General features: G+C 40.1%; 19 protein-coding genes. 3 read left to right on the forward strand and 16 right to left on the reverse strand.

Annotation, left to right across the window (positions count from 1 at the left end; genetic code table 11):
* Window positions 1-252: 252 nt before the first annotated feature.
* The 15 genes from ACTQ53_RS09365 to ACTQ53_RS09435 all read right to left on the reverse strand — a co-directional run bounded on the left by ACTQ53_RS09365 (window position 253) and on the right by ACTQ53_RS09435 (window position 19,470).
* Window positions 253-801: a phosphatidylglycerophosphatase A family protein gene (locus tag ACTQ53_RS09365; RefSeq protein WP_441932814.1), complete on the reverse strand. Its 549-nt coding sequence runs from the start codon at window positions 799-801 to the stop codon at window positions 253-255.
* A gap of 1 nt (window position 802) precedes the next feature.
* Complete coding sequence (locus ACTQ53_RS09370) at window positions 803-967, reverse strand: hypothetical protein (protein ID WP_167639501.1); 165 nt, start codon at window positions 965-967, stop codon at window positions 803-805.
* A gap of 80 nt (window positions 968-1,047) precedes the next feature.
* Complete coding sequence (locus ACTQ53_RS09375) at window positions 1,048-3,897, reverse strand: cation-translocating P-type ATPase (RefSeq protein WP_441932815.1); 2,850 nt, start codon at window positions 3,895-3,897, stop codon at window positions 1,048-1,050.
* Window positions 3,898-3,910: 13 nt separating this feature from the next.
* A complete protein-coding gene (locus tag ACTQ53_RS09380; protein WP_441932816.1) occupies window positions 3,911-5,950 on the reverse strand; it encodes a tetratricopeptide repeat protein in 2,040 nt (679 codons plus the stop codon).
* Between the two features lie 44 nt (window positions 5,951-5,994).
* The gene (locus ACTQ53_RS09385; protein WP_441932817.1) at window positions 5,995-6,696 is read right to left on the reverse strand and encodes a TerD family protein; all 702 of its coding nucleotides are present in this window, start codon (window positions 6,694-6,696) and stop codon (window positions 5,995-5,997) included.
* 34 nt (window positions 6,697-6,730) lie between these two features.
* The gene (locus ACTQ53_RS09390) at window positions 6,731-7,231 is read right to left on the reverse strand and encodes a DUF3761 domain-containing protein (protein WP_441932818.1); all 501 of its coding nucleotides are present in this window, start codon (window positions 7,229-7,231) and stop codon (window positions 6,731-6,733) included.
* A 2-nt stretch (window positions 7,232-7,233) separates the two neighbouring features.
* On the reverse strand, window positions 7,234-7,596 hold the full coding sequence (locus tag ACTQ53_RS09395; RefSeq protein WP_441932819.1) for a hypothetical protein: 363 nt from the start codon (window positions 7,594-7,596) through the stop codon (window positions 7,234-7,236).
* 450 nt (window positions 7,597-8,046) lie between these two features.
* Window positions 8,047-8,646: a hypothetical protein gene (locus ACTQ53_RS09400; protein WP_441932820.1), complete on the reverse strand. Its 600-nt coding sequence runs from the start codon at window positions 8,644-8,646 to the stop codon at window positions 8,047-8,049.
* 20 nt (window positions 8,647-8,666) lie between these two features.
* Window positions 8,667-9,272, reverse strand: coding sequence for a TerD family protein (locus ACTQ53_RS09405; RefSeq protein ID WP_441932821.1), 606 nt, complete (start codon window positions 9,270-9,272; stop codon window positions 8,667-8,669).
* A gap of 23 nt (window positions 9,273-9,295) precedes the next feature.
* A complete protein-coding gene (locus tag ACTQ53_RS09410) occupies window positions 9,296-9,943 on the reverse strand; it encodes a TerD family protein (RefSeq protein WP_441932822.1) in 648 nt (215 codons plus the stop codon).
* 23 nt (window positions 9,944-9,966) lie between these two features.
* Complete coding sequence (locus ACTQ53_RS09415; protein WP_441932823.1) at window positions 9,967-11,886, reverse strand: hypothetical protein; 1,920 nt, start codon at window positions 11,884-11,886, stop codon at window positions 9,967-9,969.
* Window positions 11,887-11,968: 82 nt separating this feature from the next.
* Complete coding sequence (locus ACTQ53_RS09420; protein ID WP_441932824.1) at window positions 11,969-15,838, reverse strand: hypothetical protein; 3,870 nt, start codon at window positions 15,836-15,838, stop codon at window positions 11,969-11,971.
* Between the two features lie 20 nt (window positions 15,839-15,858).
* Window positions 15,859-17,532: a hypothetical protein gene (locus tag ACTQ53_RS09425; protein WP_441932825.1), complete on the reverse strand. Its 1,674-nt coding sequence runs from the start codon at window positions 17,530-17,532 to the stop codon at window positions 15,859-15,861.
* A gap of 15 nt (window positions 17,533-17,547) precedes the next feature.
* Window positions 17,548-17,889, reverse strand: coding sequence for a hypothetical protein (locus ACTQ53_RS09430; protein WP_044080479.1), 342 nt, complete (start codon window positions 17,887-17,889; stop codon window positions 17,548-17,550).
* A gap of 30 nt (window positions 17,890-17,919) precedes the next feature.
* Entirely contained in the window at window positions 17,920-19,470 is a 1,551-nt protein-coding gene (locus ACTQ53_RS09435; RefSeq protein ID WP_441932826.1) for a hypothetical protein, read from the reverse strand.
* A 931-nt stretch (window positions 19,471-20,401) separates the two neighbouring features.
* On the opposite strand from ACTQ53_RS09435, the gene ACTQ53_RS09440 reads away from it, so the two are divergent.
* Window positions 20,402-20,731: a DUF6078 family protein gene (locus ACTQ53_RS09440; RefSeq protein ID WP_441932827.1), complete on the forward strand. Its 330-nt coding sequence runs from the start codon at window positions 20,402-20,404 to the stop codon at window positions 20,729-20,731.
* A gap of 314 nt (window positions 20,732-21,045) precedes the next feature.
* Window positions 21,046-21,234 (forward strand): DUF3874 domain-containing protein, encoded by a 189-nt coding sequence (locus ACTQ53_RS09445; RefSeq protein WP_441932857.1) that lies wholly within the window; start codon window positions 21,046-21,048, stop codon window positions 21,232-21,234.
* 337 nt (window positions 21,235-21,571) lie between these two features.
* Here the strand turns inward: ACTQ53_RS09445 and nhaD are convergent, their stop codons facing one another.
* On the reverse strand, window positions 21,572-22,942 hold the full coding sequence (gene nhaD / locus ACTQ53_RS09450; RefSeq protein WP_441932828.1) for a sodium:proton antiporter NhaD: 1,371 nt from the start codon (window positions 22,940-22,942) through the stop codon (window positions 21,572-21,574).
* A gap of 368 nt (window positions 22,943-23,310) precedes the next feature.
* Between nhaD and ACTQ53_RS09455 the strand changes: the two genes are divergently transcribed.
* A complete protein-coding gene (locus ACTQ53_RS09455) occupies window positions 23,311-24,444 on the forward strand; it encodes an AAA family ATPase (protein WP_441932829.1) in 1,134 nt (377 codons plus the stop codon).
* The last annotated feature ends 109 nt before the right edge of the window (window positions 24,445-24,553 follow it).

A 24,553-nucleotide genomic window follows, 5' to 3' on the forward strand; every position in this document is an offset into this window, starting at 1 on the left:
TTACGTTCGGGCTACGCCCTCTCTACAGGGCACACAACTCTATCTGCTTGCAAAGGTAATCATTTTCCATCAGTTTTCCACCTTTCTGTGTCTACTTTTTGAGGGGCAGCATAGTTACTACAATGCATATCATCCGTAAAACGAGGCTCTTTGTATATATCGAAGTCCCCATGCTTTACTGGATGAAATTCATACGCAGCCCCGAAGCAATCGCCAGCGATTGCTCCAATGATACCAGTTGTTGGTACTTTTTTACAAGTTAAATGTCCCATGAATATTTTCTACTAGATGGAAATATCTGATTATTAATGTTACAATAAATGCATAGAAGCCAGCCAATGCATCGTCAAGCATACAGCCCCATCCACCATGAATATTCCGGTCTATCCATCTGCAACCAAGCGGTTTAGTTATATCTATCACTCGAAACAACACAAAACCTATTGTAGCAAGGGATATTGAGACATAAGCTGAACCATCTACACAAACAGCAGCTAAAGCTGCAACCCACGTTCCAAAGAACTCATCAATTACGACAGCCCTTGGGTCTTCACCCCAATATTTCTCCATCACATTATCAGTCCAGACTCCAATCAACAAAGAACTAACAACCAATAAAATTGTAGCCACCATCAACCCTATCGGAGAAAGGACATAATAAAGACCTATCCAAATGAGCAAAGCCAGGAAAGCACCTGCTGTACCAGGTGCTTTAGGTACAAAACCTGTGCCTAATCCTGTGGAAATAATTACATGAAGCCAAGGAGCTTCACCTAACTGTTTATTATTGTTATTACTCATATTATTTTCCAAACAATGCCTTCAGAACCATCTTACCAATTTTTCTTTCCAATCCTGCCTTTGAGGTTGGAATACCTGTCTCACGAGCAAACTTTTGTTTTGCTTGCGTGATTCCTAAAGCCCGATTTAAGGAGAATGACACTCCTGGTATTTTAAACTTAGACATATCTTTATATATTTTAGGAATTGACAAAAAAGAGTTGCGCCTTCTATCTTAAAGAATAACGCAACTCCTTCTATTTTATTTTAGATTTTCTTTAGCAAACTCCAGATTTCACGAATCCAAAGCACAAGCGAAGAACCAACGATGATGATTACCCAATCCTCAAACTTCAAACCAGTTACATTGAAGAAATTCTGCAAACCAGGAATCTCTACCATAGCAATCTGACCAGCTAAAATGATAGTTGCAATAATCAACAAGCCCTTGCATCCCTTGAAATGAAGCGCACTCTTACCTGTCTCAAATGCTCTTGCACAGAAGAGATAGAAGAAGTGAGTCATCACGAAGATGGTGAAGAATAAGGTCAACTCGTAAGGAGTAAGACCATCAGATGCACCTAACTGAACGTTGAGTAAATCTGTTAACTGCGTAACATTCGAATGCTCAAAGACATAAAGTAATACAAGCAGCAACACAAAGAAGAATCCACCTACACCCAAGATGTTCTGATACATCGCCTTATTTAAGATAAAGGCATTTCTATCTCTAGGTTTATCATTCATCACACTCTCTGATGGAGGCAAAGATGCCAATGCCATTGCAGCAAAAGTATCCATAATCAAGTTTACCCAAAGCATCTGAGTTACGGTAAGTGGACTTTCCTCACCCATAAATGCGCCAAAAAGAACGATAAAGCAAGCAGCCACATTCACAGTCAACTGGAAGAGCAAGAAACGTTGGATATTCTGATAGAGTGAACGTCCCCACATCACCGCCTTACCAATACTACTAAATGAGTTATCAATAATGGTAATATCAGATGCCTCCTTTGCTACAGAAGTACCATCACCCATAGACAAACCAACATGAGCAGCCTTCAAAGCAGGGGCATCGTTGGTTCCGTCACCAGTAACAGCAACGACTTGGTTCTTTCTTTGCAAAGCCTCAACCAATCGTTTCTTATCCATAGGACGAGCACGAGAGATTATCTTCAAATCCAAGACTCTCTTATCCAACTCTCCATCAGAAAGAGCAGCAAACTCTGGACCAGTAATAATATTCTTATCACCATCCTTTGCTGTCCACAGACCAATTTGGCGACCGATTTCCTTAGCTGTACCAGGAGTATCACCAGTAACAATCTTCACATTAATACCGGCATTCATACATTCTGCAACGGCTGCAGGAACATCCAGACGAACAGGGTCGCTGATAGCCACAACACCCATAAAGGTTAAATTATCAGCCACAACCTTACCATCCTTGAATACGTCAGCCTTACTATCAATTGTTTGATAAGCGAAGCCGAGGGTACGCATAGCTTGGTTCTGATATTCAACCAACTGATTCTCAATATCAGTTTTAGAAACATTGTTCTCGATATTCTTGCACAAACCACTTACAATTTCAGGAGCACCCTTGACATAGAGAATTGTCTTGCCTTCAAACAAGGAAGACTTAACAATTGTTGCCATATACTTACGCTCCGTAGAGAAAGGCAACTCCTCCAAAACCTCAGCAGACTCACGTAGATTCAGATAATCAACGCCAGCCTTCTTGAGCCAAAGAAGCAAAGCGCCCTCCGTAGGATTACCCAATACTTTTACAGCCTCAACATCTGAATAATCCAAAGAAGCAGTTGAATTGACAGCGATACCTTCCTCTATCAACAAACTTTCCTTATCATTACCCAACGTCTGAGCAGAAAGACCATAGAAATTGGTATCATGCACTTGCATCTGATTTTGTGTTAAAGTACCAGTCTTATCGGTACAGATAACAGTCGTAGCACCCATCGTCTCACAAGCATGCATTTTACGAACTAAATTGTTGGTCTTCATCATTCTAGTCATACTATAAGCCAAGCTTAAAGTAACAGCCATTGGCAAACCTTCTGGTACCGCAACAACCACAAGTGTTACTGCAATCATCAAGGTATCCAACGTATATGTAATCAACTTAGCTATTTGCTCACTCGGCATCAAAGTATCATGGAAATAAACTACCATACCCATCACTATCACAAAATAGCCAATGATTGATGGAACAACAACCTTCCAACTCCAGTCGTCAAACTTTTTAATAACCATCCAGAAGAAGATGCCTGTAGGAACCGCCAATGTCAAAACAATAGGACTCCAACTGAAGAACACCATCAGTTTGAGAACGATAATAAGCGCAGCGAAAATATAACTCAACTTGGTTATCAAGTCTGCCAATCCATCCAACTGTTCATTTAATGGTGTGCGAACACTATCATCTATCTGTGCTGCCTCAAAGACTTTACCATTTTCCGTTTTGTCGCCAACTGCCAAAACTTTGAAAATACCATGGCCTTCCATCACCTTTGTACCACGCATCACATGGTTAGAAGGGAATGTTGCATCCTTATCAAACTCTTGTTCATGAATTGTCTTATGGCAAATAGGCTCACCTGTCAAAGAAGACTCATCAACATTCAAGGTAACCGCCTCTAAAAGTTCACCATCAGCAGGAATCTCCTCACCTGTATTCAACACGACAATATCACCAACAACGACATCTTTCTTCTTGATAGAAGTTGTGTTTCCATTTCGGATTACCTCTACCATTTCGTCGTCATTAACTTGGTTGAGAACCGAGAACTGCTTATCAGCCTTTAACTCAAAGACAAAGGCGATACCAGTGGCAAGCAAGATAGCCACAAAAATACCAACTGGCTCAAAGAATGTCTCTGCACCTTCATGCAATCCCCAAAACTCATAGCAAGAAATGCCGATAGACAACACTCCGGCTATCAGCAAAATGATAATCAGAGGGTCGCCAAACTTCTCTAGGAATTGTTTCCATAAAGGTTCTTTCTCTGGTGGTGTCAAGACATTGGCACCATGTTTACTACGGCTTTCGAGCACTTGGGCATCGGTCAAGCCTGTGTAATGATGTTTTTGTTCCATACTATAATTGTATTTAATTGATTTTTTGCTTATGTGTAATACGCAACACATTCTTCGTATTGTCTATTTCTATCTTTCCCAATTTACTCAGAACACTTTGTCCTAGAAGCAAAGGGGCAGCCTGATTGCGAACAACAGATGCCTTGATGTTATTCAGATGTAAAGAACCGAGTTTTACATCTTTCAAATTGATAACCGTACCTTCAGTTATGTTTCCATCAGCAGTCTGATAGTTCTGTTTCCCGATAATGTCTGAAGAAGACAAAAAGTCGTTCTTTGCCATAAACGTGGCCTCAACAGAAGAAATAGAAACATCAGTAGCACCTGTATCAAAGATGAAATGCAAAGGCAAGCCGTTGATAGCACACTTCACCTTGCAAACACCACCCTCTTTTGTAAATGGAATCTCTTCTACTTTCAATTCGTATGCAGAATCATCCCCATCTGCATCAGCGGCTATCTCCTGCAGATGCTTTTCTTCAAACTCTTTCAGTAAGACCTTAAATTCTTCTGTATTGCGTATATTATTCAAATCACGGTCACGCTTGATGTGAGCAAAGCGTCTATAACCATCCTCCAAAGACTGGCGAAGATACGAAAGAGCTTTTTCTTTCTCTCCCATTACAGAGTAAAGACATGCAGCATCATAACAATTACCCTTTTTATCTTTATCAAGCATTGTATTCAAAATCTCTATAGCCTTATCTTTCTGTCCCAAGTAATAATAAGCATAAAAAGAGCATTCAGCTTCTTCTGGTATAGAATCCAAACGAACGACTTGCTTGAAATCAGACTCAGCCTTAGCATTTTCACCTTTCAAACGATATAGAACACCCCTATTCAAATACGCATAAGCCACATTTGGCTGCAAGGTAATTGCCATGGTATAGTCTTCAATAGCTTCTTCAACATTACCAGAATGGTCTTCAAACCAACCTCTTCTATAATAGCCTTCTGCCATATCAGGATTATTGGCGATATATTCCCCCATTACCCTTATGGCTTCCTTTGAACGCCCTGCATTATCAAGAATATTTGCCTTTTGATACAAATAATCTGATTTTACTGAATCCAAAGCAATCGCTTGGTCGCAATATTCCAAAGCCTTGTCATAATCACCCAAATCATCATAACAACTTGATATGCGACTTGCTGTTATGATATTAGATTCTTTCTCCAAAGATTCCTTGTAGTATGCAATAGCCTTGTTATACTTAGCAGCTCTTTCATACACTACACCCAAATCATAGGCCCAACTTTGCTCATTTGGCTCTTTTATTTTTTGAGCCTTTAGTTTTGCCACTGTTTGTTCAAATGCAGAATCAGCTAACTCTTGCAATTCATAAAAGGCTTTTCTATCTTTATCTATACCCAATGCCGTTATCACATCATCAATTGCCTCGTTATATTTCTTCAATCCGATATAGCTCTCAGCACGGAAAGAATACGCAGAAGAGTAGTTCTGGTCCAACTTTACAACGTAATCAAATTGCTTGATGGCATCCCCATATCGTTTCTGGGCATTTGCATTTCTGCCGATACCCATATAGCCCATCACGTCACCAGCTTTCAAAGAAATCATCTTTTGATAATCCTTATCTGCCAAATCATATTTTTCTTGCTCATAATACACTTGTGCCCTTTGATTATAAAGACGGTCATCATCTGGCATAACATTTATCGCCTGGCTATAATCTTTCAAAGCTTGTATCGTATCTTCCAAGTTTAAATACACTTTAGCTCTTGTACCATAGGCAAAAGCCTTATACTCCTTATCTTTGGATGGTATCTTCTTCACTGCAATATTGGCTGCCGTCAAAGCCCGTCCAAACTCTTCGTTATAATTTCTCACCAAAGCTATCCATGCAAAAGCATAGCCGTTATCCGGATGCTCATTGATTTCTTTGTTCAGATAATCAAGAGCCTCCTCCGCATTATTGTTATTGATAGCTTCTACGCCCCGACTATAATTATAGCTATCAGGGCGTTTGATGTTATCAGCCAACATGACTGAAGAACACAAGACTAATATTGATAAAATAAATTGTCTCATAATATTTTATTATATATTTTTACTAGAAAGATTTCTAATCAACATCAAGTATAAATGTTTATGAATTCATTCCACCACCCATTTTGAATAACCATTTTGGGCTTATAAATCCAAGAACCTTTACCTCTATCATACACAAATGAACCTATATCTAAAGCATTACCTTTGCTTTTGCTGAGATTGTTGAGAGTAAACTCTCCCCAAACTTCCTTTAAACCATCGTCACATATACAAACCTCAACAGAATCAATATGTTTGAAAGCTATTTCTTTATCATAATTGCAAGAAACCAACTTTATAGCTGAAACTTTATCAGCATCAATCCTATCAAAATCTATACATATCGCTTCACAGTTATAATCTGTATGCTCTTCCATATAGAGAGCATGTTCCTCTGCAAGAAAAACGGTTTCTTCCAAATTAGAAGGGAATTTTCCTTCTATTTTACATTTCGAATTATAGTAAACAAAATCAGAATCTGATGCAATTTTACCAGTCTCACTAAGTATAAATGCAGCTAGATCCAAATTGTCATCCCCCATCCACTTCAACGCAACAACGATTCTTCCAGTATAAGAATCTCGATTTCGAACAGAGGGATTCCAACGTCTATCATTAAAAGTCTTCGAAGTGTTAGTGTTGACAACACCATCCATCTCTTTTTCCTCTATGTTTTTTTTCTTTTTATTACTTAAGAAATAACAGAACAAAACTACCGCTACAAGTATTGATAAAAATTCAACCATAATATTTAAATTTACGTTACTTTTACATTAAAATTCAGTACCATATAGCTACCCCACCATGATGCGAACAGGTACCCCTTCTATTTTGGCTAAAGCTATATGTACCATCTCTACAAAGAGCTGTAGCCCCAGCAGGTTTAGAATTGTATATTGTCGGTGACTGAACACGATTACCATACTTATTCGTATAATATCGAACTCTATTTGAACGTACCCTACTATTAGTGGGATTATAGGATGTGATTTTACGTCTAGAGATATTTGGTTTAAATTTGTGAGATACAGGATTCTTTGATAAATATTTAGTTGAAACATAACCTACATACCCATTATACTCCACAAAGACCCAAGAGCAATTACAATCTTCATCTATAGTTACTGCTGTCCCTTTAGGTATAACCGTCAGAACATACGAATGCGCATTTGCCTCATACCGCAAATTAAGATTATTAGTAACATACTTTGTAAACCCAAAGCTATTCGTACAAAAAGACAACAGCAATGCTATAACATAATACAAAAAACTCTTATTCATAACTATAAAGATTGTAGATAATATTTACCTTGTAAAAAATCATTAACTTTCACCGTTTGAACTTCTGGTACAAAGACATAACGATGACATTTATGCTCTTCAAGACTCACAATTTTGATTGCCACACTAAAGTCTGGTTTCACCGCTATATCAGAATAGTTGTCCAGGAAACCATATATAGGTTTTACTCCCATAGATTCTTCAAATAGTCCTCTTTCTGAATCATTGAACTCCCAACCTTGTAATTTCAAGTTTTCCTGTACAGGAGTTACACCATTAATGTCACCTTGCTTACCATTTCCTGTAAGAGAGCAAGAAGACAATAATGACAAAATGAATATAGAGTACAAAAACTTTTTCTTCATGTTATAAGAATTCTCGATAAATCACTAAAACCAATATTAACACTGCCATGATGTGACTCACCAAACACCAAGCCTTAAGATTATTTATATCCATCAACTAAAAGAGGGAATACAAACCACAACTCAATTGGCACCAAGATACCAACTGACTCAAAGTATGTCTCGGCACGTTCATGCAATCCCCAAAACTCATAGCAAAAAATACCGATTGACAACACTCCTGCTACAGCAGAATGATAATGATAGGGGCGCCAAACTTCTCTAAGAAATGTTTCCTTTCTCTGGCAGTGTCAAGTTATTAGCACCATGTTTATTACAGCATTCTAACAATTGAGCATCAGTTAAGCCTGTGTAATGATGTCTTTGTTCCATATTTTCAAAACAAATTTAAACATTAAAAATAATTTGGACAGAGGGCTCAGTATTACCCTTCTGTCCAAATATATCATTTTAATGTCTGTATCCGTTACGATACATTTCATTCACACGCTTCTGAACAGCCTTATAATCAGAACCCAACTTTGACTTTCTTTCAGTTCCATTGCCATAAACACCATCCCAAACTTGCATAGCTTTTTCTTCTATACTTTTTCCTGATGATTCACTTTTGGTAGTTGGTACTGCAGATGTATTATCTGATTCTGCGTTTGTTCCAGTTTCAGAACTTACCTCACTTGATGTTAATTGTGATTGCTCACTTATAGGACTTGCAGATTTCTCTTCATTTGAGGTTGTATCAGCTTTTTCTGTAGAATCAGAAACTATCGTGTTAGTAAGCTCATCTACCTTTGGTTCATTTGTTCCACAACTTCTGTAAGCAACAAAAGCAACAACAATCAAAACTATAACAGCAATAATAGCAACCATCTTGTTCTTGCTACCATTTCCATTATTGCCACCATCTGTTTCTTGCGTTTGCACATCTATAGTTTTATTTTGAGGAGCATCCAATACAGGAACTTGCTCCTTTTCTATATCGAAGTGTCGCTCAACATGTTTCTCCATATTAAAGGAACGTGTCGATTTTCTTTGCTTTTTATTATCAGCCATAACTACAACTTTTTAATTCATTAACTAGCATAGATGTCTATGAGAGTTTCCAAGCCACCAACATGACCAACACCAACAGCTTCAAACTCCCAATCACCATCCTCATTTACAACAAGTTTGGCAACAGACAATGCTGTTTCTTCTGTGAAAGCCTCATTTAGCTCGTATCTGCAAAGCTCTTCATCGTTCACTGCATTAACTACACTGATAAAAGCTTCTTTAACATCGCCAAAAGTCATTCCTTCATCATGTATTGACACAACAAAGACAATTTCACAAACATTTGGATCAACTTTGTCCAAATCCACATCAATCTGTTCCCCCGAACCGCCATTACGATCATCAAGAGAACCTAGAACTGCTCCATCACTTGACATTGGACGTGTTTCAGCCATCCACTTACGCTTGTTACCAAACACCGCACGGTCAAATGGTTGCTCTCGATTCTCTGAATTATAGAACACGAAGCCGGCATCATCAAGTATCACGCCCTCATCGCCACAAAGAAAAGTTGAAGCATCAAGGTCGGCATCGGAATTCCAATCCAATACCACCTTGATTTTACTCAACCCTTCCGATTTGGCTATTTTAAAACGTTCTCCTTTTGACAAATTAAATCTTCCCATAGTCGTAATCGTTTGAAAATTTATTATGCATAAATATCAATGAGAGTCTGCATGCCACCATCGTGGCCTTCACCTACGGCTTCAAATTCCCATTCACCCTCATCATTACAAACTAGCTTAGCTGCTTCAACTGCAGTCTCTGTGGAGAAATTTTCCTTAAGATTATACTTACAAAGCTCCTCACCAGTCTCCTCATTAGAAATGGTAATAGAAGGTTCACGAACTGCCCCAAAGGTCACTCCATCTTTGTCCCCATGATAGATTGTAACACAAAAGATGATTTCTTGAACTTTTGGACTCACCTTAGAAAGATCCACGTGCATAGTCTCACCAGCCTCATCACCTTCCTCATCATCGCCAAGGTCATCTGAAGAGCCAAGGACAGAACCATCTGCAGAAACAGGAACTGTAGCAGTACGCCAATGAACTTTATTGCCATGAACAGCCTTGTTAAAAGGCTCTACCTCACCAGTCTCAGGGTTAGCACGACGATTAGAGTTGTAGAAAACGAAGTCGGCATCATCCATTATCATGCCATCGGCACCAACAAGGAAAGCAGACGCATCCAAGTCTGCGCCAGACTTCCAGTTAAGGTCAATCTGTACCTTCTCTAATCCCTCACTCTTGTCAAGCACAAAGCGCTCACCTTTCTCAATTTGAAATCTAGCCATAATCTTACGATTTTAATTGTTAATTATATTGTTTGATATTGTTCTATTAATTGCTCTATCTCCAACGTGGACAAGCCATACTGACGATAAAGAGCCATACCATTTTCCAACTCTCGGATAGCATTCTGCTTACTTGTCATATTACGACTACGACGAACGGAATCGATTCCACTAACATACGATGCAATATTGCGCTTTGCTCTTATCAATTTAGAACAAACCTGCGCCATCTCAGAATTACCTTCCTCTGATGCAAATTTACGCTTTGCTTCTGCAAATAATCCCTTTTGTAGTAGCTTCTCTGCTTCCGACATTTTCTTTTTAACAGGTTCAACCTCTTTTCTCTTTGCGACATCTTTTTCCAAGCAATATTCCTTTCTTATGTCTGCCAAAGCTGTATCAAACTCATGGATGTCATCACGATGCAACCGTGCTTCCAATTTATCTAATGCTATTCTAGCATCATCCTTTCTACCTGTTCGAGCTAAAGCTTTTATGTCAGCTGTCTCTCTATGAAATTCTCGCCGTATTTTTTTCATATCAACGACTGGAACTTTCTTTGGAGAATCAGAAACAGACTGGGGAACAGAAGTTATCTTTTCTTTCCTTTCAGAAGTCTTTTTCTCATTCCTTTTCAGGCCACCCATCGTTTCTGCCAACCGACTCAGTTCCTCATCCCATTCTATAAAGCCTTTTTGAGCGATCCATCCTTTCAGTTGATCATAAACTGCATAAGCACCCTTCATGTCATTTACACGAAGTTTTGCGTTTATATCAGCCTTCATAACACGAACCTTTCTTTTGTCAGCCGAAGTTGGAACTGGCACATCTTCCACAGGTAATTCTGAATCTACAGTAGTTGCTTTTGAATCTACAGGTATATCCTTAGCCTTAGGAGTCGAAGCAAACAAATTACTTACCTGATAATCTGCCTTTCTCACCAAACCGAGCAATCGGTCTAGCATCAAGTTCTTCTCTTTATCTGTTACCTTTTTAGCAGGATAAGCCAATGGCATCTGACCAAAGATATTCTCAAAATAGTCTGTAGCAGCTTTTCCCACCAAAATAACTTGGCATTGACTTACATTCAAGCCATTATGATTCAACGCCTCATTCAAATGATGAGAAACCAATCTAGTAGCCTCACCTATAGCAGACATATCCAAGTCATCCCGAGACAGACAATAATCTTGCATTGAGCCATCGCTCATACACAATTCTTCATTAACCATCCTCACATTACTATTGAGAAATCGCAATGCTGCTTCTCGCAATATATCTTCCTCCGGTTCACGAGGCTGATAGTTATAACTATAAAGTCCTGCCCAAATCAAATCCTTTGCCTGTTTCAATCTTGGGTCGCTTCCCTGCCCTTCTATTCTAATGGAATCCATCAGCGATTCCTTCGTTTCAGCATCATAAAATTGCAAAAGCAAGTCATTCTTATCTACCGAAACCATAATAGCAACCTTTGCCCTTTGTTTTTCAGGAATAGTTCCCATGACTACTGGCAACAAGAGCTGATGGTAACTTATTGAGCACATATTCTGAAAGCCCCCTTTTTCAAATGGACTACTGATAAAGAGTTTTTTATCCGTATCCAGTTCTGGAGCAAAAAGGAACACCAACGGCAACTTAGACACATTACTATCTATATTCCCAACCACTCCATAAAAACAGTTTTGCAAGATTTTATTGATATAATGCTTGATGGCATAGAATGGCAATTTATTGAGTTGCTCATCACGACCTGCAAAACGGAAAGTCCTCATTTCCTTGCAAGTATCGAAAATGTTAGCAAAAGCATTGGGTGCAAGTTTTTGGGTTGCAGATTCCAATGCACTCTTGCCTATCACAAACTCATTGCCTACACATTCTATGGCAAAAGGCATCTCGCCTCCGCCATCCTGCATAAAATCGACAAAGCGATTGTCGCCATCCATGCGGTTATAGCGGAAGGAGATACCATTACGAGATATAGTTACCAATATGCAATAATTCACTTTCTTCAGTTTTTATCTGTTTTCAACTCTTAAATATGTCCATCAAGAACTCATCATAGAATTTCATACCTTCGAGAATGATGATAGGAGCCACATAGTCAAACTTTGCTTGACGACGAGCTTTCTGCACCTCTGGAAGATTCTGGATATAAGTATTGATATTCGCCATCGACATGATGCCATTCATCATCTTGGACAAATCCACCATATCCTTTCCGAAAAGACCATTCACATACTTATAGAAGATACCAGAGAAATTATAGAAACACATCTTGTTCTTATCCAAGGCTTCTGGTGATTTGAAACAAACACCTATACTCTCCATAAAGTCTGAAGACAGACTATCCGCAAAGGTCAACTCTTCTTCCTTGCCTGTACTACTATTATAAAGAGTGAAGCCGTTTTCTCCTACAATCTCGATAACCTTATCCGAGATTTGCAATGGACTTGCAATGGTCTTTGCCAATCCCTTAGATACCTCAAACTTGACATCATTTGCTTGTTTCGTCTGAATGTCTATATTTGGCCAACCACCGAGATTTGACTTGACGGTTTCCACACCACCCATACCCATACAGAACATCTCCATATAGTATTTCTGCGCTACATTCTTATTGATGGTATATAACCACTCGAAGATACGAGAGCCCTTACCTGCAAAAATAATCTTCACTTTGGGTTTCCAATCATTCTTGAACATAGACAATTCGTCTGACTGACGAGCTTCCTTTATCAACTTTATAGCCAACTGTCCTGCATAGTAGGTAATAAGACCTGTTACATACATATCCACACAGAACAAAGGACGGCATTCTGTTGATAGAATCTGATAGAACTCCGTAAGTTGCTTTGTATCCAATTGGTCAACCACTTGCTCGAAATAATATGGAGCTGTCGCTGCAGAATAGAGTTTCGGTCCATCATTAAATCCAAGAAATTTCAAGTTGTTGCGATGGCAGACATTTGTCAAAGCCTTCTCAAACTGCGACTCCATAGATTTCGTTGCCGCAGATATTCTCTGGGCTGCAAAACGAATGGAGTTCTGTTTCAGCATTTTACTTGCCTCATTGTCCTTGCAAATAACCGATATATCCGTCGTGCTTCCACCCACATCAAAACAGAAAGTTAGCTCATTGGGACTATTGATGTTGTATGATAGGAAGTTAGCCACAGCGCAAGCTTCCGTCATAGCTTTACTAGTGTCAATATCCTTGAACTCAAACTTGAATGGCTCACGATGAGGAACAAGTGGTTTCTGCTCTTTTCTCGTTTGCTTAGCCGAGGATGAATCAAAAGGATTATCACTATCATCAAACGCACTTGCAGAATTTGAGAAAGAATTCGTTTCGTCCTGTGAAGATTCCAAGGCATCCATAGAACCAAAAGGATCACCGCCAAACGGATCTCCTGCCCCAAATGGATTATCACTATCAAAACCATCGTTTGACATTGTGTTTGAACCTTCATCACTTACACCAAACCCACTAACACCTATATGTATTTGCAAACCTGGTACAGTAGCCACTGACAACGAAACAGGATTTCCCATAGCATCTACTACAGGAGAAACATGCTCCAATGACCGCCAAATTTGATTATATTGCAACATCAAATTATAGCCCATCGCCGAAGGATATGACCACCTAAGAACCTTTGGTACAAATCCCTTGACAAACAACTCCGCATAGACATGCAACAACAGAGAAGACAAGAATGCCTGCTTATGCGCCTTGTCCTCCTCTCTATCGCTCCACTTCATATTGTGGATGAGTTGCACTATATTCTGACCTTCTCGGAAACCAAGTGTCATCGTGTCATCCGTAACATTGTCTACAGGCAAATGGCGACAGAAGCATGGGAATCCTCCTTGCACAGCCTCACTGCGCAAGGTATTGATACCATCCATCTCATTCTTTGGCAAACGTTGGTCATCATGGATAGCCAGAATACTCTTAATGGCATTAGAATACAACTCTTCGTTTTGGAAGAAGAGTACGTTTCGCTCTGCTGGAGCTTGGTTGGCATTAGCTCCCAAATCTTTAAAGAGTGAAACTCGCTGTCCTGTAAACTGTATGCCTTCTGCATATTGCATCTGCCCATCATGATAAGCTACAGAAGTATTAGTACTTCCAAAGTCCACACCAACGGTAACATCACTCAATGTTCGATTAACATCAAGCATATCCTTTGGCAAGCCATCGTTCGCATTCAAGGTACTGCTATAATGTATCAAGACAAAGCCACTATCACAACCAGTGATATGAGTAAAGCGCACACCTCTGAAAGGATGCTTGCTCTCAAATATCTCATATTTATATTTGCGAGTCGCAGTACGACTATCACTGGTCACCAACAGTTTGGCATCACCTAAAGCGACACCTTTATCCGCAAGATACTGTATATTACCATCATAATCGGTAATAATCTCATTATCTTGCTTTTCATCACCAACAAAAGGAATTGCACTGTATTGGCAGTCCTCTTGACGAGCATTATGTGGCATCTCCGAATACAAGAAATAACGATTCCACTTATCGGATATAAAATTAGGCCACAGCACGACATCTTTGTTTCTCTTAAAAATGCCACTAATCTTGTACTCTATAGGAATTGTCTTCTCCTTGCGGTCGCCATTTTCATCGGTTACAGAAATGGTCAAACGCACTGAAAGATTAGACTTTTCCTCATCAAACTCAGCATCCATGTGAGAATTGATACTAACGCCTACTTGCGCATAACCCAACAAGGTGCTCACATTACGGCCAAACACCACCAATCCCTTTTGGCTCAAAGGAATGGCAAAGAAGGCATAATCCGTGCTACCTGTCTTATGAGCCCTCAACAAAAAGATAGGCAATGACGCTATATCCTTTTCTCCTTTTTCATACTCACGTGGGAGCCAAACTCTAAGCAACTTGGAATTTTTAGGCAACAAAAGTTCCTCTGGCTTGAATGCCTTTGACACACCATCGGCATCAGGAGCCGTGGTTATATTACCATTATAACCATAAAGTTCCTCAGTGTAATTGAGAAATCCAAAAGGCAAACCAAAACCTTGCACAGGAAGGGAACTTGCTTTATTCTCATCAAGCTTACGGTCACGTATAAGTTTCAAAATCTCATTTCGCCAAGTACCCAACTCGCCCTTGATTCCTTCGTATGTGAGTCCAGCCTGCTTATAGTAGTCTTCCAACTGCTTGATACGAGGCAACAACTTATCTACATAAGCAAACAAGTTGAGCAACTGTTCGTCCGAAATCGTACTATGCAAAGGGTCAGTAAAACGGTGAGTTGTAGGGTCAACAAACGCAGCATTCTTATCTATGTCATAAGACACAGAAGTAAAGAACAGAGAGCGAGGCGAAGTAGCACCCACCACTTGCTTATTATATTTAATAAGGTATAGGAAAGGCTGCACTTGGTCATTCTTAGCCTTACCTTGCTCAGTCCAAAGACTACGATCATTCATCAACATGTTGCCAAAAGCACCTTTTGGCTCATACATGTTTTCCGTAGTTTTCATGTCCTTGCCATCACTATAGGCAAGGTTGATACGACGTATCTCTATTGCCGTATTATTCAAGGCGATACAAGCAATAAGACCACGCCATTCATCTACAAGATTAACATAATATTGGTTAAGACCTACAGAAGCATCCTTGCGGATGGTCTGTATTTCATTAAGCGCATGATTGAAAAGGTCGGCACGAGCAAAGACCGTTGGCACACCCGAAACGATAGCACTAACATCCACCCCATCTTGAATGGATGGAGTCTCTATATCTCGTGTAAAAGCCTGTATGCTTGAGGTCAAATCCTGCCACTGGCCAGCAGCACCTTGCTGTTGGCTACGAGGTTTGACATTGATTACTAATGCTTTAATATCTGGCATAAGATTTATCTTTTAAACTTTTATAATTTGGCACTAAAAGGGATTGTTATATTAATGGCATTAAACATGTGTGCCAAGAAACGTTCCTTCATCGTGCTTACATTTTGCTTTTCATCTACAGGACGGCACTTAGGAAGATTCTTGATGAAGTCATCATAATCGGTACGCTTATCAGTCTTAAACAAGCCCGATTTCTTTTCTTCCTGAATCTCCTTACATGGATCCATTGCAGCAAGAGACATCACATTTTCCTCAAAAACTTTCGAAGGGAACAAGAAACGACTTACACCTGCCAAACGAACAGAATTATATACCTGATAAATCCATCCACGCTTTATAGTTCCATTCTCGGTGCTATAAGCAAATTCCTTCATGTAGTCATCAATTTCCTTAGACTGTTCCTTTTTCATATCATTGTAGTCAGGAATTTCCTGTTCCGCAAGTCGAGCGATAAAGCCACGAGTACCCCTCGTTTTATCTTCCACGTTGTTCTGCAACAAAGCACCACCATGCTTAGATAGAACGATATGCGCCAACGTCAAGAACGAGCCCAACTTTTGCATAAACTCAGAGGCCTTGGATTGACTTACGAAATCCGTACCACGGAAAGTTAAGTTCTTTGCATCATCCAACTCTACCGAACGATATAGGTATTGAGCAGATGTATTCTGTAAGTTCTGCTCATCAATAGTAAAGAAATCATACGCAGCACAAGCACTCATCAATTCCACCACGTGACAAGCATTTTTCTGTTCTGCACCACCAGTGATTGTATTACCACCATTGCTGTCAGAGACATTAAGGTCTTTTGCTGGCCAACCTACATGATAGAGGCGCTTATAACGCTCCTTCACGGTCTTGTCGTTCTGATAGAACTGCAAAGCCGCTTGTGAGTTGATGGCAAAATAATCAGAAGAAGCTATCAGCTTTTCTTGCTTACGCTGCGCATCCGAAGGAGATTGGAAACTGAAATATTCCGTAAGCAAAGTGGCACCAAACTTCACCTTATTGAAGTCTATTGTATTTTGGGAAATGATATTTCCTGCTTCTTTCAAAGCCTCTGGAACCACAGGTATCGAAGATGCTCCAGTTCCACCAAATACCGAACCAAACACAAAGACACGAGCACCTGTTCCACTCTTCTGCAATTCTGTCAGAAAATCAGCCAACTGTAGCTCAGGCTCCGTCGCCTTAGCTTTGTTTGCCACATAATGACAAGCTGCCTCCACAATGCCATGGTACATCAGCATTGAACCCAAATGTGTTTGCGCACGATAGCCATGCTCCAGATTAAAGCTTTGCACCGTATCATGCTCCAAGAACAAGTCTGCCAAATCATGGTCATCTTCTTCCGTGCCCTGTCCTACGCCCTGTGTAGCACTCAATTTAGAATAAGTACTACGGTTTGCCATAGAATAATCTGTATAGAAACGATAAAGGTTCAGTTTGGAAGAGAAGAAAGTATTGGAGTTCGGACTTCCACCAGGAGAATCTGGATTATCAGTCTTCACCTTGTTATATAACTCTATCAATCGCTCCACACGACCTTTATTGCCATTACTTTGGTCGGTATCAAGGGTAAGGATGTTTATCTCTTCATTGTCAAACATACCTACTGCACAGAGATGCACAAATGCTTCCAAGCATCTCATCCCTGTACCACCAATGGCTATAACAAATAAATTATCTTTCATAATCGAAATCTCATATTAGAACCAAGAACCCAACTTGCCTTGCTTGTTTGCCTTAGAAACCACAAATCCAAGTGCTACATATACCACCCACGAAACACAAAGTCCGATAAACATATGAAGCATAAAGGTACTTTTCTTAGAGCCTGTCTTCAAACCAATATATACAAACAAGAACGCAAGTAACGCCGAAACAACAGGTGCAACAATACTGGAGAACCAGAATATCCCCTTACGTTTTCTTACATCACTCAGATTAGGTTGATAAGCAACATTGTTGGACAAAATGATAGCCAACACCAAAGCCAATACCGATGCCACCAAGGCACAAATATAAACAGGAACGATAATTTCTGACATACTTTTTCTTTTTATATGGTTATACGATTGTTATTGATTCATTCTGATAAAATAGCTATATACACAGCTACCTTGAGGATTGCAATGCTGCAATACATTTCTAATTGCAGAGCTGAGACAATTATTGCCAGGCCAAGAGAAGAGGTTATCTATTTGAACACCAAGATTTGGCTCTGCCTTAGCCACAATAATGTCTATGCGATAAAGACCTGAAGGTTCCTCATTACCAGCTATAACACCACCAAACTGAGGATTCAAATCTACTGCTAACTCTACATCATGTCCTTTCGTCTTGGCAAAAGATTGAGCGAACAAACTTTGATCAAAGGCTACCACTCCTTGAATATCCGCAATATTTCTACCTCCCAACTTTACATAATCAAACTTAGGTAAAAGTTTACCTTGCTCATCATATAAGTTAGAGCTTTCAGTTGGCATTTTAATCTCTTTTTCTCCTTCAACTATTGTAGTCTTAGGTTTATATAGCATAGCTGTATGCCAATTCATATAAAGGTCAAAATCTTTTCCTATGTCCGCCATTCTTGCCGCTAAACCTTTTATTTGATAAGAATCGACATTAGAAAAATCTGCATATAGATTTTGGAACAAATGCCGGAATCGGTATTGCAAAGGAATTTCTTCTTCCTGCTGGCCACGAGCATTTTCCACGATAGCTTGCCAATCCTCATCAAAAGTATACAACTCGGCACGTGATCCCTGCAAGAAATTAAAGCCATCATCCTTTCCATTCTCCACAGAGCCAGTAACTACATCATCACCGTTTCCATCATGATAAGTTCCGCCTATACAAGGACCTGCATAAGCACCACTTGTTCCACCTTTCTTTGGCAATACAGTGTAGTTATGCATAGAAAGCGTAAAACGTTTATAGTTCTGAGCCTTGCCTTGCAAACCATCTTCAATTTCTTTCAAGAAGCGATGATTCTCGTCATCAAAAACAGTATAGTAAAGATGTTTATCTAGAGCACCTTCTTTGTAATCTGTTACAAAGAAAGTTATATCCTTACCTCTCTTTAACCATTCCTCAAAGTAAGGAGTAGCATAAGCTTGTTGATAAATCTGATGTCCTGGTGTATATTCCTCGTAATCCGTTACCAATAAGGCACTTCTATTCTCATCGACAATTTTCTTGAGAGTTTTTTCTATAGGAGCATACAATTGGCCTTGAGCTGCAGGGTTATGTAGTTGAGCAAAGATATTCGCAGCTGAATGCAAATCGTTTCCATTCAACTTTTCAATCTTTTCATTAGCCAATGAATAAAGGTCATAATTATTCAATGAACCTGTAACCTTCTGTGTGATACCATTAAAGGTTTGAGCAGTAGCTGGGTCATCATATGCTATATAAACACCAGAAAAATCAAAATAGGCAGCCCACTTCCCCTCATTTGGCATTCGCTGTGAGTCTTTCTCGTAGTAAGCTTGGATGTTTTGTGGATTAGGACTCAAATCCACCTTATTTCCACCACAACTTGACAAGCTACCAACAAGACTCATTGAGGCTAAAAACATCAATAAAGAAGAACCAATCCTAGGCAGTTTTAAAGATTTATTTAACATTTTGCTTTTTTATGTGCGCAGATACGTCCCCATCAACACTGTGCGATTAGACATCAAAGTTTCATACGAACATAAAAAAAGCGTGGGAACTGCCTGTCGTCTGTCCCACTGATAGAGGCCTTCGCATTGCCCGATACTGCTGAACAGACAACGTTAGAGCCCACGCCGATATGATATACGCCACCACATGGAGTATCTTACCTATTATTATAGGTATACAATACTCCATTGGCTGTGATATAATCACACCCGTAGACACCTACCGCTGCTAAGTCCATGACAGTATCTGAAAGTTGCGAAGTTTCTATCAGTCGTGAACAAAGCGCCAAGTATGCGCCTTATATATGTCGTGTCTCTTTCCCACCCTATTCTCCTCTATCATAAAGCTAAAGCAAATATGAAAAGGCTCGGCGTGGTTCGAGACTTTCGCAGCGAAATTCATGTTTTTAAACATTTCAACCGCTAACTGCCTACAAAATTATAGAAAATTATCGAAACAACAAAACTTTTATCGAAAAAGTTTCAAAAAAAATTGTGTTAGGGTACACAATGGAGAAAAAGAAGTTTACTTGCTTGATAAACTGCTCCAAATTCAGACATTGCATATTATTTTCGTAAGCTATCAAATTTAATCCGATAAACATCGTACGCAAAAAAGTTTTTCCTCGGAAAAAGTATCAAAGTATCATTCTACCTTGAAAATTGAGGGTTATAATATTAATACACAGCGCATTAACAAAATGAGACTTCTCTAGAAACGGAGGGAGAAGTCTCATCGAAGTATCATAAATTAGGGAGAAGTATCATGATTTTGCTGCTTAGCATCGAAAAAAAGCTTTATGAAGTGATAATAATAGCATTTATAAGGCAATAAACAGGATGTTTTTGCGTTTAGTAAAACAGAATGTTTTATTCTTAATACTTAAGAAACATGGATGAAAAGGAATTACTGAAAAAGGCTTTCGAATACGGAAACGTTCCTAGCCTCATCACCTATTGTTTCACCGAACCATGTCCGATGAAAGACAAATGTATTCACTATCTATCCGGTCTCTACAAAAACGAGAAGACTGATAGAGGGGATGCCATTTTCCCAAATGCCCTGAAAAACAGAGAATGCAAGTACTTCGCTCCGCTGCGTGTCGTGAAAATGGCATGGGGATTCGACCATCTCTTTACCGAAATGAAAGTGAAAGACGCTCCTGCACTGCGCGCCGAAATGAGAGACTACCTCGGCAGCAAAGGACAATACTACCGTTAGAAACTGGGACAACTGAAACTCCTGCCGGAACAACAGGTATATATCAAACAGCTCTTCGCCAGATACGGATATAAGGATGTTGAGTTCGAGCACTTCTCTGATGAGATTGACTTCACTAAAATCTAACCTTTCTAGAAGTGTCTAGTATTTCAGTTTTATAAAACCGATAGTGTCTACTTTTCCAGTTTATAAAGTATGTCAATACAAACTAGGAATAAGGTAAAAAACTGACAAGTAGGACTAGGAATAATGACCATAAGGAGGTCTGTCACAGCCCGTTAAGCGGTCTATATTTAGTTGACTACATAGACTACATAGAGAAAGAGGGTGAATATCTGACTGCTGCCGAGATTTTCAACTATCTGAAAAAGCAGATAGGTTCATCGCTCAAGGTAAACAGCCTGATGGGATTCGGCAGAAAACTGGCGAATATGAGTGAGTTGAAACACAAGAGATTTGCAGATGGTATGAAGTATCTTGTAAAGAAAAAAGTGAAACAATGATACTTCTATGAGACTTTAATGAGACTTCTCGGCACCAAAATAGAGAAGTCTCATTTTCTTTATCTTATTATCTATCAAGTCTTTTAGCCGGTATTTTCAATAAAAAATGAGACTTTGAGACTTTTTCTCAAAAAAAACTTTTTCACGTAAAAGAGAAAGCCTACCTTATAAGCAAGTTCAGAAGTTAAAGGAGTTAAAGAAGTTATCACTCCCTACGGTCGTTCGGGAAGTTAAGAGACAATAGTCTTCTAGCGTAAAACTTAGAACATTTGTCCCTCTAACTTCTCCCTAACTTCCTAACTTCCCTTAACTTCCCCATATACGAAAGTTCTGTCCTTTAGATAGCATAAAGGAAGGTGCGGATGAACCAGTAGCAAACGATACCTGCGATGTAACCTACGAAAGCAATCCAGGAGATGTGCTTCATATACCAGCCGAAGGTTATCTTCTCCAAACCCATTACTACCACACCAGCAGCACTACCGATAATCAGCATTGAACCTCCTACACCGGCACAGTAGGCGAGCAACTGCCAGAAGACGCCATCCACAGCCATATCACCGGCGGCTGCCACAGGATACATTCCCATACATCCGGCTACCAGAGGCACATTGTCAACAATACTTGAAAGCACACCGATGATACCAGTTACGAGGTAATGGTTGCCATCGAATACGACGTTCAAGCCCTGACCCAAAGCAGTCAACACGCCAATCTCAGCCAGGCAGGATACTGCCATCAGGATACCGAGGAAGAAGAGGATGGTACTCATATCAACACGAGAAAGCAACTTGGTTACTCGCTTCTGAGTGCCCTCGGCATCAGCTCCACGATGCAAACCGCGATAGAAAACTTCGGTAGCTGTCCAGAGAACGCCCAATACCAGGAGGATTCCTACGAATGGAGGCAAGTGGGTGATACTCTTGAAGATAGGAACGAAGATCAAGCCGCCTACTCCCAACCAGAACACTGCCTTGCGCTGACCTTCGGTGAAATCGCTGACCGATGCATTCTGCTGGTCAGAAACCTCAGGCATCATGAGTTCGCCCTTCAACATGGTTTGAAGGATGAGGGCAGGAATCACCATGGAAACCACAGACGGGATGAAGATTTCGGCGATAACGCCGGCTGCAGTAATCAATCCCTTGTTCCAGAGCATGATGGTGGTAACGTCGCCGATTGGTGAGAAGGCACCACCCGAATTGGCTGCGATGATGACTAGGGATGCATAAACCATGCGGTCCTTGTGGTCGGTGACGAGCTTTCGGAGAATCATGATCATCACGATACTGGTGGTCAGATTGTCGAGGATAGCCGAGAGGATGAAGGTAAGGACAGCGATACGCCAGAGGAGCGCATGCTTCGACTTGGTCTTCATCACCTTGCGAACCCAGTTGAATCCGCCGTTCTGGTCAACTATTTCCACGATGGTCATTGCACCCATCAGGAAGAAGAGTGTTGTGGCGGTATCGCCCAGATGTTCCTGGATGATTCCGGTCACTTTCTCCACCATTCCAGCAGCACCGCCTGTATAATCAGGGTGCATCAACTGGAGATACTGCATTGGATCCACCATGTAGAGGGTCCAACAACCTACCAACATCAACAGGGCAATTGCTGCCTTGTTTACCTTAGTCAAGCTTTCGGTGGCTATGAGTGCATAGCCGAGCACGAAAACGACAATAATAGAAATTGTAAGTGTAGTCATTACTTTTTATTTATTATTAGATATTCTTTCCTTTATGTATGATTTGGTACCCACAATTGCCAAACGGTTGCAAAGATACAAAAAGAAAAGCAATAACCACACGATTCCTTATTATAATTGTATGAAATCGCTTACTTACTTACAGTTTTAACCTAATAATAACTGATTTCGACTAGTATGGTTGAGGCATTTCGTTGTTTAGCACATGCTTGTTGAATTTGGGGAACCCGAAAATGACATCAGTATAACTAGTAAAAAGTTAATTTGTAATAAAGTTCTTACTAATATATCTCTTACCTAAAAGATTATTACTATCTTTGCATTACATAAAACATGGAACACAAAACATGGAATAGATATAAAACGTTATGGAACAGCTGAATAACCCATTTGTTATCTACGGATATAAGGGAGCAGAATACTTCTGCGACCGCAAGAAAGAGACGGAAGTCATCATGAAGGCTTTGCAGAATGAGCGCAACATCGTCCTCATCTCTCCCCGACGCATCGGAAAGACGGGACTCATACACCATGTCTTTGAGAACATCAGTAAGCAGGAGCCTGAAACGCATTGTTTCTATCTCGACATCAATGCCACAAGAAATCTGAGCCAATTCATCCAATTATTGGCAAAGACGGTTATCGGGAAGGTTGATACTTTCTCGCAAACTGCCATGCGCAAGATTACCACTTTCTTTGCCGGCTACAAGCCTACGATGTCGTTTGATGAAATGACGGGAATCCCTACGTTCTCGATTACGGTTTCGCCAAGCCAGCGCGAAGATTCCCTTACACATATCTTCGAGTATCTGAAACAATCGGAGAAACGAATCTATATTGCCATCGATGAGTTCCAGCAGATAGCCGAATATCCCGAAGATGGCACAGAGGCCCTGCTACGCTCCTATATCCAGTTTTTGCCGAATGTATATTTCATCTTTGCAGGCAGCAAGCAGCACATGATGACCGATATGTTCCTGTCGGCAAAGCGACCATTCTATCAGAGTTCGCAAATTCTCAATCTTCCCCTCATCAACCAGGATGAGTATCATCGTTTTGCCAACAGATGGATGGAAACCCGGAATCTGACCATGGATCATGATACCTTTGCCTATCTATATAATAAGGTGGATGGTCAAACCTGGTATATTCAGGATATTCTGAACCGACTCTATCAGAACGGAAAGGAAATTACGACAGCGGAAATTGATGATGTAACCCTGGAATTAGTGAACGAGCAGGAAGTGGCATTCGTGAATTACTACGATTCCCTTACAGACAATCAGGCTGCCCTTCTATCTGCCATTGCCCAGGATAAGGCTGTCACCTCCATTCTTTCGCAGGATTTCATCAGCCGCCACAACTTGCCTGCTGCCAGCAGCGTGAGTCTTGCTCTCAAGACGCTGATCAATAGAGAATTCATCTACAAGTACAATGGCAGCTATATCATCTACGACCGCTTCTTCGGGATGTGGTTGAGGAAGAACTGCGTTGGAAATTAATCATTGCAAAAAATCCGAAACAGATAACTGCCAATGCTTCTGTTTCGGATTATCTTTTCGTTTTCTTTTCTTATTCTTCCTTAAAATAGATGGTTGGCTTCCATCCATT

The organism is Prevotella sp. Sow4_E9_plate, assembly GCF_052116205.1.
Lineage (GTDB): Bacteria > Bacteroidota > Bacteroidia > Bacteroidales > Bacteroidaceae > Prevotella.